Annotated in this window: 9 protein-coding genes; all 9 read right to left on the bottom strand. The window is 61.7% G+C overall.

What is annotated here, in order from left to right:
• Positions 1-268: hypothetical protein (locus JAB8_RS12080; protein WP_139143024.1), on the bottom strand; the 268-nt coding region annotated here is incomplete at its 3' end.
• Positions 265-762 (bottom strand): glycoside hydrolase family 19 protein, encoded by a 498-nt coding sequence (locus JAB8_RS12075; protein WP_070289677.1) that lies wholly within the window; start codon positions 760-762, stop codon positions 265-267. The genes JAB8_RS12080 and JAB8_RS12075, both read right to left, overlap by 4 nt.
• Before the next feature lie 14 nt (positions 763-776).
• Positions 777-1,205 carry a hypothetical protein gene (locus JAB8_RS12070; protein WP_070289673.1) on the bottom strand — a complete coding sequence of 143 codons (429 nt, stop codon included), beginning with the start codon at positions 1,203-1,205 and terminating at the stop codon, positions 777-779.
• Positions 1,206-1,276: 71 nt separating this feature from the next.
• Positions 1,277-3,013 (bottom strand): tail fiber domain-containing protein, encoded by a 1,737-nt coding sequence (locus JAB8_RS12065; protein WP_070289672.1) that lies wholly within the window; start codon positions 3,011-3,013, stop codon positions 1,277-1,279.
• Positions 3,013-3,843 (bottom strand): hypothetical protein, encoded by an 831-nt coding sequence (locus JAB8_RS12060; protein WP_070289671.1) that lies wholly within the window; start codon positions 3,841-3,843, stop codon positions 3,013-3,015. Before JAB8_RS12060 ends, JAB8_RS12065 begins: the two co-directional genes overlap by 1 nt.
• Entirely contained in the window at positions 3,840-4,328 is a 489-nt protein-coding gene (locus JAB8_RS12055) for a DUF4376 domain-containing protein (protein WP_070220928.1), read from the bottom strand. The genes JAB8_RS12060 and JAB8_RS12055 overlap by 4 nt, the downstream gene beginning before the upstream one ends.
• A complete protein-coding gene (locus JAB8_RS29060) occupies positions 4,328-5,734 on the bottom strand; it encodes a hypothetical protein (protein WP_070289670.1) in 1,407 nt (468 codons plus the stop codon). The genes JAB8_RS12055 and JAB8_RS29060 overlap by 1 nt, the downstream gene beginning before the upstream one ends.
• A 70-nt stretch (positions 5,735-5,804) precedes the next feature.
• Entirely contained in the window at positions 5,805-7,274 is a 1,470-nt protein-coding gene (locus JAB8_RS12045; protein ID WP_070289669.1) for a hypothetical protein, read from the bottom strand.
• Positions 7,271-11,845, bottom strand: coding sequence for a phage tail length tape measure family protein (locus JAB8_RS12040; RefSeq protein ID WP_175445188.1), 4,575 nt, complete (start codon positions 11,843-11,845; stop codon positions 7,271-7,273). The genes JAB8_RS12045 and JAB8_RS12040 overlap by 4 nt, the downstream gene beginning before the upstream one ends.
• Positions 11,846-11,865 lie beyond the last annotated feature (20 nt).

The following is an 11,865-nucleotide window of genomic DNA, read 5'->3' as shown; positions in this document are numbered from 1 at the left end:
GTGGCGCGCATCCTCGCGCTGCCGCCGCTTGCGCCTCTGCCTGCCCGGTGTGCGCCGTGGCCAGCGCCTGGCGTACCCGCGCCGACCGGCGTGCGCCCTCTTCCCGCATCGTGTCGAGCGCCTGGCTCTGGCGCCGCAATACGGCTTGCACTTCGAGTACTTGCGCCGCGCACGCGGCACGGCCCGTTTCGCGGCCCCAGCGCTGGGCGCAAAACACGGCTGCCCCCAGCAACAGCAGCATGGCCACAATGCTCCAGGACGGCTTCATGCCAGCACCTTGCGCGCAGCCTGGTACAAGGCCAGGCGTTCGGCCAGGCCGTTCACGCCGCCGTTGATGCGGCGCGTCACCCGTTCCTGGTCACCCGCGTCGGCCAGGCGGTTCAAGCCGCGCGATTGCCAGAACCAGCCCGCCGAGCGGCACGCGAAAGTCGTCTGCTCCAGCAACTGCGGCGCCGCCAGCAAGTCGATATCCAGCGCCACGCCGCACGCCGCGTAGTTGGCGCGCCCCGTCACCTGCAGCAAGCCGCGCCCCTTGAAGCGCACGCCATCGCCAGCGACCACATTACCCAGGTCCACGCGTCCTTCATAGGCAGTGCCGCTGGCCAGCTCGCGCACATAACGCAACTGTCCCGATTCGTGCCCCACCTGCGCCAGAAACGCCGCCTGGCGCAGCGGCGTATCGATGCTGAACTCGCTCATCGCCGCATTCAGCGGAGCCAGGAACAGCGTAGCGCGGCGGCCGGCCAACGGCATGATCTGCATCAATTGCGCGCCTGTCACAGCATGCCCCGCACATCCTTGACGGCAGCGGCCGCATCGGCCGCCAGTTCGCCGATATCCTTGCCGCGCCGCTTGTCGAACCAGCGCACGCAGGCGCCCAGTACCCACCAGGCAGGCAAGCCGGCCGCCACCATCAGCGGCGCGGCGATAAATAAAAATCCCGTGGCCGGGTCGCCGCCATACAGGCCCGCCACGGTTTTCGCACTGTCGAACAGGCTGGGCCACCACGACAGCACGGCGGCCACCAGCACGGGGCCGAGAAAGGTGGAAATGATGATGCTGGAACAAAAACGAATAAATGCCTCCTTGGTGGTTTGGGGCCACATGAACATGAAGCCCAGCGACGTGGCGGTGGCGCCGGCCAGCACGGGCACGCCAAACAGTTTGATCAATGCGCCGCCGGCGGCGGTGGTTTCGAGGGCCATGGTTGCCTTTCAGGTGGTGGAAATGAAAAAACCCGCCGAAGCGGGTTTGTGGTGACGATGAATGATATGGACTAGGACGCCTCGAGCGCAGCAAGGCGCGCCTCTGTTCTGGAGATACGAGCCACGAGGCCACGGGCGATAAACAGATTGAGCTGATCGTTGCGCAGGGAATACAGACTACCTGCCTCCCTGATGACCACTTGCGTTGCCTCCACGGCCTCAGCTGCAGGAACAACGACATTCCCATCGGCATCGGTAAAAGCAGGCTGAGGGGGCACGGCCGGCAGATAACCCAGCTCCTCCTGCCACTGGTCGAAACAGATGAATCCGTATTCGAACGGATCGAGTCCATGCTGCTCCATGATGGCAATGATGCCCTGGACCGTGCCGCCGACGTGCCGGCGAGCATCCGCCCCTTTGGCCTGGATCGACTCCAACCACTTGTAAGTGCCGACACTTTCAGCGATGGTCTCCGCCGCACTGATCTCAGCGTCTGTCATTGGGCGGATAGGTGTCTTCATCCTGGCGTCCGAGGTATTGATGGCGCCTGTAACGGCATATACGGTGGTGTATCTGGATGCGGGCGCGCCAAGGGACAACACGCTATCTGACGTTGGGTACAACTGTTGCGGATTAATGGCGACGATATCGCTTAACACGCCACCTTTTCGCAACTGAAATGCGAACGTAGAATCCACGGCACTGTTATTGCATAACATCCGCCCACACAGGCCATTGGCGTTATACGAATCCCATATTGAGGGATTCAGGCCCGAGGCCTTCGCAGAGAAAACGCCGTATCCGTTTTGTCCCTGGGAGATAATTTCAGTTGACCCCCCGGATGTTACCGTCAACGTAGGAGAATTCATCGCTACTGAAACTAAATTGCTGAACGTCATCACCCCGGTATCCGCTACACGGAATCGCTCAACCGAATTTGTAATCATTGACAGTGTGCCTGCTACAGGCGAGTACAGGCCATACCCGCTGGCACCGATCAGGTACCCGACAGTCGACCGCACTGGTCCTGTGAATGAAGGGTTGGACTTCGGAGCCAGTAAATTCATTGCCTCCTGCTGGAGAATACTCACGGGTTTGTTAGCATCAGATGTATTGCTCACTTTATCCAGGGACGCTGCATTTGCCTTGAGGTCCAGCGCTTCCTGCTGCAAAAGGCTGATCGGTTTATTCGCGTCGGCTGTATTGTCCACTTTACTCAGGCCCACATCGTTTTTGCTGCCTGACGTGGCCACCGCCGCAAACTGTGGTTTACCAGTAATGCTGCCCCAGGTCGGCACATATGAGCCCGGCAGGGCGTCAGTAATGCCATAGCCAGCCAGCGTCGTCGCGCGTGCCGCTTTTTTGGTATCCAATTCGGCCAGAGCCGCCTGCACGTTTGTCGCAACGATGCCACCCGCCGGCGTGCTTGCAACTTGCGACGCCACGTTCGTCGGAATCGTCACCCAGGCGCCAGCCTGGAATACGCGCAGGCAGCCGCCGTTCAGCACCGTGTCCCAGTAGGTCGCGCCGGCCAGCAGCGCACCGCCATTATTGTCAACGTCCGGCGGAAGCGCCTTGGCGCCAAGATAGCGCACTTCAAGCGATTTGAGCGCTGCCTCCGCCTTTGAGGCAGCGATGGCAGCAGTACCATCCGACTCTGCCGCCGCAGCGGCTGCAGCCGCCGAAGCAGCAGCGCTCGCGGCCGCCGCCGCGGAATTCTGCGGGATATCAACAATATCCTTCGCCTTGGCCAACTGGTTCAGCTGATAGATCAGATCCTGCTGGCCGTATTTAAAAGCATCAGTCATTACAGCTCCTCGACTTCAATGGTAGTGGTATATGCCTGGAAAGATGGCGTGGTGATGGCGGCCAAGTTGGCCAGGCGCCCATACACCTGGTGAGTCTGCTCGAGCTCGACGTCGTCGCTGTCCGGAAACAGGCTGACAAATAGCGGATGCGACAGACCATTCCCGCGCACGATGCGCCACAGCTCGGCTCGATCCAGTGGCGTCATGTGGTCGAGAGAAATCGACAGTTTTCGGTACAACGCACCGCGCTCGACTTTCTGCTCGCCGGCGCCATTGCGGTACTGACTGCTGGTATCGCCTGGCGTGACGCCGGCGCCGTAAGATGCGTTCTGCTCGGGGCTCCACCAGGCGCCGGCCACCAGGCGCGCAGCCTCAATGTAGCCGGCGGGGTTGTCGGGGTCGACCAGGTCGATCACCAGTTTTTTGACGCTGCGCATCTGGAACCAGCTGCGGCCATACGTGCCACCTCCGTAGCTGAATGCATTCACACCGAGGGGCAGCGCCCCCCAGTTCCACATGCCCAGTCGCGCGTACTCGCATGCCGGCACGGTGCCGATATCGAAATCGGGTACGGCATCCCCTGGCTCGACGTAGCCGCGCACGCGAATCGTCGCCGTCGGCGTCAGGTTGCAAAATGGCAGAACCACGCCGCCGATGATCTCGGGCGTGGGCCAGGTGGCCGTAATGGTCAAGGCCTGACCGAGCGAACGCAGCACGTCATACTTGCCCTCGTGCTGCAGGTTGGCCGGCCCCAGCGCGCCAGCCTGGCTGGACGCGGTCAGCACCGCCCGGTCGCCGGCGTTGTCATGGATGATGCGCAAGTTGTTCATACGTCACTCCGCGCTGGCCAAACAATGGCCTCAAGTTCTTCAAAGGAATTCGCTGCCGCGATCTGCTGGCGCAAGTGAAGGCCAATGGCGAATGCCTCGGCAACTTGCGCCCCCAGAGCTGCGCCAACGGCGATCATGCCGGCAGCATCGAGCGTCAGGTGGGTGTTATTTGATAAGGTCCAGTCAATGCTGTATGGCCGGCCGGCAGCCTGCGCCATCAGGGCCAGCTGCGTCGCACCAACTATGCGATCCTTGTCTGCCTGGTACACGACGCCATCGCACGCGAAATCCGCAGCTTCAGCCATACAGCGTGCCGCCTTGATGCGATCCCAAGTGCGCGCTTTGACGCCATCCAGCGTTCTTGCATCTATCCACATGTCTGCCGCCACATCATATTCGTGATATTCGCTGGGCTGGGGCGGTATCGTTTTTCCTGTGCGCTCGTTTGTTTGAGTGCCGTCACTGTTAATAATTATTGTTCCCATTAAAAATTCCTTGCGATCACAATCGCCTGACATTGTTTAACATAAAGCTTGCCCATATTCGCAGCGGTAAGGTATGCATTGGTGCCGGAAACACCGAACTGCACGGTGTCACCCACGTTGATATCCAAGGTAAGTCCGTAGACCGTTGCGGCAGGAGCATCGCCATCCTGCCGCTCCTGGACTCCGCTCAACCAGAGCCAGTTCCCGCTATTGATGCGATACCAGATGCTCAGTTGATCGTCGACCACCGCCGTGCAAACGATTGAAAAAAAGACTCTGCCAGAGCGGATACGGAGCGCGGCAGGCCACCCTGGAGCGTTGTGCTTGAACAGCACTTCCAGATTCGTAAATACGGCAGCAGAATTGAGCGACGAAGCTTCAACAAATACTCCGGATGCGGACGATTGCAGGGAAATCGATGGATAACCGGGTTCGAAAAATGCCGTTGCAGCGGAGGCAGTGCCAACAGACACACGTGCAGACGAAAGATCGCCAGAGAATGTACCTTTCACAGCGTCCAGCTCACCGGAAAATTTTCCTTTGGCTGCATCCAACACACCGGCAAAGCTGCCCTTCGCCGCTTTTAACTCACCGGTGAAGCTCCCATCGACACTGTCCAGATTGCCGCTGAAAACGGCGCGGCCATTAATGATGGAAAAGCCAGGCGCATAGATATTGCCTGCCGCATCGATCTGCACATACTTTCCCAGGCCCGGATTGCCAAACAGCAATCCACTCTCGCTCAGATGAAAACCGCTACCGCCATTGCTTGGCCATGCATAGGCATTGTTGGGATAACCACTACCGCCGTGCAGCGTCGCGCTGTAAATATCGCCGGCAGTAACTTTGCCGAGATCGGCGGAAATCGCACTCAACTGCCCCACCTTCAGCGCATTCAGATACGGCGCCGCCCACTTGGTCGTGCCGCTGGCCGGATTGAAAATACCATCGGACCGGTACAACGATTCACCTGCGCCAAACAGCGGCGGCGAACCCTCCCACACCGTGCCTGCGCCCCAGGTGTCAATTGGCGGGAAAGATGCATCGCCCTGCGTACTGAGCGTCGCCGGGGCGCTGGCCAGCGACAGCAACGTAGTCTTGCTGTAGGCAACGCGAGCAGAATTGCCCGTCACGCCGTCGAAAATCTTGCTCACCGTCTGGCTGGCCGTGTAGGTCAAACCGTCAGCCACAATGGTCGCCGTGATCGTCACGCTGTCGCCCACCATGCCGGCATACGCCAGGCTGGCCACGTTGCCGACGCGCGTCAGCACGCTGGCATTGCTGGCGGTGAACGCCACCTGGCCCTGCATGTTCACCAGGCCAGCCGTGAAATCGATGCTGGCAGGAGCGGCAATAGTCGTGGCGGCCACCTTGAACGCCTGTGCAGTCGCCGCCAGCAGCAGCACGCGGTCGTTGGCCGGTGCGAAGCGCGGACGGTACTCATGATCAACCTGTCACGCTCCCCCACAATCGCGCTCATACGAGCACCCCCACCGTCACCCGGCCCGTCAGCCAGAAGCGCGACAGCAGCACCACCACGCCCGGCATGCCATCCTGCAAGCCAAAGCGCTCGGCGCGCAGTTGTACGGGCTGCCCCAGTTCCAGCATCATCATTTCGGGTTCTCCATCGAATTCGTAAATGGTCCGCGGCACCTTGTTCAAGGCCAGGCGCCGTTGCGCTTCCGCGCGGGCGTCGGCCCGCGTCTTGAGGCAGGTATCGATCTGCGCCGGGTCGTCGGAAAGGCGGTAACGTGTGCGCACGGCTTCATCGACCACCGTTTCGGTCAGCCATTCCGTGGCATACAAATCCGCATGCGCGGGCGGAATGCTGGTCATCAGGCCAGCCTGCAGCGTGTAGTTGCGGTCGAAACCGATCTTCACGGCCGCCGTCACGGGCAAGCGCTGAGCGGGACGCAGCGAGCGTTCGCGCATCTGCTCCAGACCGATCGCCACCGGCACGCCGGCGGCCGGCAATGCGATCTGCACCAGGCGCAGCTGGCCGGTGCGCGACATCAGCGCTTGCGCGCCCACGCTCGCCGCCAGCTGCTGGATGGCCTGCGCCTGGTTCGTGCGGTCCGCAACATACAGCCCCACCGGCTGCGGGTGGGCCGCATCGAAGGCAGCCAGGTTGTCCATATCCAGGTCCGCCACGGTAAAACGGTCGGCCGCCTTGCCGTAGGCCGTGGCGATGCGCTGCACCAGCGGGGCGATGCGCGGCGCATAACCGCCGCCCTTGTCCCCCTGCACGCTGGCCGTGATCGTGGTGGAAAACGGATCAGTCGTCAGCTTGAAGCGCCCCGTCTGGTCATTCAAGCCCACGGCAATCGGCTTGCCGTTCGTGCGCACCTCGAACGTCGACTCGACCGCGCCGAGAAAACCATATTCCAGGGTGGCGGGATTGATCAGCAAGGGCGCCACGTTGTGACACTCGCCAAACGGTATCGGCAGGATGGCGTCCTTGTTGGGCGTCGTGCCGCCCAGCTTGGTTTCGGAGATCGGCGTATTCAGGCGCTGCAGCTTGTCGCGCAGCACCAGGTTGACCGACTCGCGCCCCGCACTGGCCACGTCGGCGATGATGCCGTCGAAGACCAGCTGGAAGTCGGCCCGTGGCCAGGAAGGATCGCCGGCCCAGGCCTTGATCGGCCGGTTCATCCAGACGTCATCCAGCCAACCATCGAGAGCCCCGTCGGCGTTATCGAGTTCGATATCGCCGCCCGACAGTCCCGCCTCGCCGGACAGGCTGACCTGTTCCGTGAAGGCCAGGCCGCCCTTGGCCAGCGGCAGGTAGGCGGTATTTTCCGGCACCTCCTGCGGGCCGGTCACATAGGGCCGCGAAGCGATATACCGCGTCACCTCGCTGCCGGCTACATTCACTTGCGCCTCGATCAGCACCATGCGGATGGCCGACGGGCTTTGCAGCCATTTCTGAAATTGCGCATCAGTCATGCGTATTCTCCTTTCACCGCATTGGCCCAGGCGGATGCCCGGGACGATTTATCCACGCCATCGACCACCGTCCTGGCGGCATTCGCGTTCGATTCAAAGGTGGCCTGGATGGTGGCGCCCGTTTGCGCCCGCTGGTCGGCGCGCAAGCCTTCCAGCTCCACGCGCATGGCCTGGTTGTCTTCGCGCAGGCCGCGGATTTCGGCAACCAGGACGTCGGAGCCGACGTTCGCCGACGACGAGTAGCGCACGGGGTCGAAGACGGCCGCTGCAACAGGGGAAGTCATCGCGGCCAGTGCGGCGATGACGGGAGGATTACCGAGTTGTACACCCAGATCCGCCGCACCGCCCATCGCCGCCCGCAAGCCGGCAATGGCCTGCGCCACCGTCAGCACGCTGTCGTTAATGGTGATCAAGCCCGATACCTGGGCATTGAGCGCATCGAGGCTGGCCTGCTGCACGTCGACCTGCGCGGCCGCCCATTTCAATGCTTCCTTGTTCGCTTCCACCACACGGGCATAATCGGCCGCATAGCGGGCGTCGGACGCATTGACCACTTGCGATGCCGTCAAAAACGCCTGTTCGGCGGCAGACAAGCCCGATTGCGCCGTCGCGTCGCCCGCATTCGCCGCCGCCAGTGTCTTCTCGAACTGCGCCCGCGCCTCGGCGTACTTCTGCTCCGGCGTCAGCGTCGACTGGGCGCCCAGCGCCATGCTGGAGTTCAGGCCATTCAAAGTCGTCACCCACGATTTCGATTTCTCCAGCGCCGACTTGGCCGCCGTAGATTCCGTCTCGTAGGCCTTGGCCAGCGCATCCTTCGCGCTGGTCACCGCCTTGACGGCCTGGATCTGGTCGAACAGCCCGCGATTGACTTCGGCAACGCTGCTGCGTTGAGCCGCCAGCAACTGCGCTTCCGTCTTCGTCAATTCGTTCAACTGCTGCTGCATATCCTTGCGCTCGCTGGCGATATTGCTGGCTGTCTTGCTCACTTCGGCGAGCTCGCCGGTGGCGGCGCTGAGGTCTGCCGCATAGTCGGCCGCCTTTTTGAACGGCTCGGCGATGGCAAGCAGCTGCACATACATGTTCTGGCCGGCGGCCGTGTTCAAGTCCTGTGCCAGCACCAGCGCCTTGAATTGCTCGCTCGTCGTCACGCCGGACTGTCCCATCGCCGCCATCGCGCTGCGCACCGATTTGGTGATGGGATCCATCTGCTCGGCTTCGCTCAGGAAGTTCTGCACGAAGAAGCTGGTGCCGCTGGTCAAGGTATCGAGATCGCCAGCCGCGTTTATCAGGCTTTCGCTCAGGGCCACGGCGGCAAGACCGGAGCTGTTGAACGACTTGCCCAACACGGCCAGCACGTCCGTCACCTGCATGTAGTTGTTGGCCACACGCGCCAATGTTTCCAGATAGCCCTCGCCCACGGCCTGGTATTTTTCCAGGCCGCCCACGCCGAACTTGGCCATGTCGTCGCCCAGCTTCGAAAAAGCCGCTTCCAGCGCCTTCTGTACTTCTTCGCCCTTCAAATCCTTCAGGCTGATCTTGCCCAGGCTGACGACGAAGGAATTCAAGCGCGCCGTGAAGGCATCGCCGCCAATACCCAGCAAGTCGGCAGCCGAAACGATGCTCGTGCGCAGGCCCAGCACGATTTTGGTAAACTGATCGTTCGTTTCTGCGCCCATGGCCGTGAGGTTCGTGGACTTCTTGTCGCTGGAAAACCAGCCGCCGGGCTTCTTGATGTCGACATAGGAATTCACATTGAAGCCGGATTTTTCCAGCGCGCCAAGGCTTGACGAGTTGGTCACGATGCCCACATCCTGCACCGTGGTCTTGCCGCCAAAGATGCTGCTGACGACATTACCGATGAAGCCGCCGCTGGAGCTGCCTTTGGTTCCCAATGCGGACGTCAGGATGTCCGAGCGCACCAGCAAGCTGCCCAGACCACCGATCCCCGACACGATCTGCTTGAGCGAGACCACCATGGACGAGGAATACGCCAGGCCCAGGCCGGAGTTTTTCTCCATGATTTCCAGGCTCTTGGCGATCGACGCCGATTTCGCGGATGAATCGCCGAGCACGGTGCCAGTGCCGTTGGCGGCCTGGCGATCCTTGGCCGTCGTGTCGACGCCGCCACCGCCGCCGCTGAAGGCGCCGCCCAGCACGGCGGCAATCGCCGCTGCCGCTGCAGCATAGCCCCACGGCCCCATGGAGCTCATGAAGGACATGAACACGCCGGGTACCTTGGCCGCATTCTGCGCGGCCTGACCAGCCATTACCGCGCCGGTCTCTGTCGCCTGCCCGACAACCACGCCAGCGGCGGACGAACCCGAGACAAACAGGCTGGTGGCCAGTTTTTGCAATTGGCCGGCCATTTCCACCGCCCGAAACGCTTTTTCGGCCCCTTCCATCAGCTTGTAGCCCGCGCTGTTTTCCTTGAAAAATCCCTTGGCCGCACCCGCCATGTCACGATAGCCCTTGATTTGCGCCTGCGCGCCATCTTCGCGGGCCTTCGCATACGCAGCGTCTTTTTTGGGTTCATCGTTGCCGGCGTCCTTGAGCCCTTCTCCCAAGGTGCGCTGAACATCACGCTGGGCCTTCTGATAATCGGCAAAGGCCGTGCCCAGCTTGCCTACCGCGGCCCCAGCCTTGCCGAAGGCTTTTTCCAGCGCGTCGCCCATGGCCTTGGCGCCATCGACCATGTCTTTCCACGTTTTTTCATCCGCCGCCTTGGCATCGGCACGGTTCTTGGTCTCTTTTGTCTTGGCCTCCTCATCGCGTTTCTTCGCCGCCGCTTCTTTTTCCTGGCGCGCCGTTTCCTCCAGTTGCGCCAGATCGGCGTTGACTTGCTGCTGCACGCGCACCTGCGCCGCGCCTGCTTCGGCGATCTTGTTGGCGTTTTCCTGGCGGCCCTGCGCCGTCTTCGCCTGAAAACCTTTTAATACGTCGGCTTGCTGCTGGTAGGCCGCCACCTCAGCCGCACCACGCGCGCTGATGGCCATGCGGCGGGTCGCAAAAAACTCATCCTCGCTCAAGGCGCCGCCCTTGCGGCGCGCTTCATCGAGCTTGGCCTGCTGGTCATAACCTTCGGTCTTGATGCGCAATGCGCTTTGTATCGCCTGCAGCTCACCTGCCAGCACGGCGTCGCGGGGATCCGAGCCAGCCGCAGGGGGCGCGGCAACCTTGGCAGATCCCGCAAACGAGGCGTGCACTTTCTGCCGCAACTCTTTCTCCTTTTCGGGAGAGACGGCGACACCGCCGGCCCTGGCATTGGCCAAGGTTTCCTCGAGCTTCTTTATTTCCGCGCTCTCACGTTCCGCCTTGGTGACATAGCGCTTCTGCATTTCGTCCAGGTCCTTCACAGCCTGCTTCGAGTCGGCATTGCGTTTCGATTCCGCCTGATCAGCCTTCGCCTTTGCTTCCAGCTGCGTCTGCTTGCTCATTGCCACTGCCAACGCCTTGGCCTGCTCCTGCTCGAACTGTTGCATCTGCTCGCCAGTCAGACGTGCCGCCGGGTGCGTGCCGGGAACCAGCTGGCCGGTACGGCGCACGTCGGCCGTGCGTTTTTTGATTTTTTCAATTTCGTCTTCCGGCGTCTCCTCGCGTCCGATGGAACGCATGCCATCCATGAAGCTGGACCAGAGATTCTTGCTGCCTTGCAGCAAGGTGCCGATCATGCTGAGCTTTTCAGCCCGTTTTTGCAGACCCGCGTTGATCAAGTCGCTCGCCACGACCATGGCTTCCTGCGTCTTGCCTTCCTTTTCCAGCGCGGCGATATGCGCATACTGCGCGCCCGTCAGGATGTTGTAGTTCTTATCGTGCGTATCGACCCAGTTGGTCACGCCATCGGCCATCGCCGCGAAGTCTGCAGCCACGGCGCCGGCCGATTGGCCATTCATTTGCGCCATCGTGACGGCCGCGGCACCTACGGAATTAAGCGCTTCACTGGTAAACTGCCCCGTTTCCACCAGAGTCTGCAAGACCACGCGCGTATCACCCAGGCCGCCCTGGCTGGCATCGGAGACCGACGCCACCATGGTGTTGAACTGACCTTCCGTGATGCCGGCGGCATTGCCGGTCAGTTCCAGCGCACGGGAAAACTTGTCCGATTCCAGCTGGCCCTGCACGAAGGCCTCCGCCACGAACGCCGCCACGTCGGCGGCCATCTGCAGCACCAGCAGCGGCCCCGCGCCCAGGCGCTTCATGGCCAGCTCCGTCAAGCCGGTGGCATTGGCCATCTCGCCCAGGCCATCCTTTATTTGCCCGATGTCGGCGTTCAATCCCCCTGCACCGATCTTGGCCGAGGCCTTGGCAAAGCCATCGACCGCCTCCATTGCCTTGAGCAAGCCGTCCGCAGCATCGCTGCCACCTTTGCCCATGGCAACGTTCATCTCGGTCGCCATGCGGGCCGCTTCAGCCTGCGCGCGCACCCGTGGTTCGAAGTTGCGAAACTTGGTGCTGGCTTGCTCGGCCTGTTCGCCTGTCTGTTTACTGGCGGCAGCCAGGTCATTCACCGCCTGCGTCCCCGTCTTTATCTCCGCCGTATTCACGGCAATCTTTAACTCAGTTATCTCTGGCATGTTTGGCCCATAAAAAAAGC

It is taken from the genome of Janthinobacterium sp. HH106 (genome assembly GCF_001758725.1).
Lineage (GTDB): Bacteria > Pseudomonadota > Gammaproteobacteria > Burkholderiales > Burkholderiaceae_D > Janthinobacterium.
This window is presented reverse-complemented; position numbering and strand designations above follow the sequence as displayed.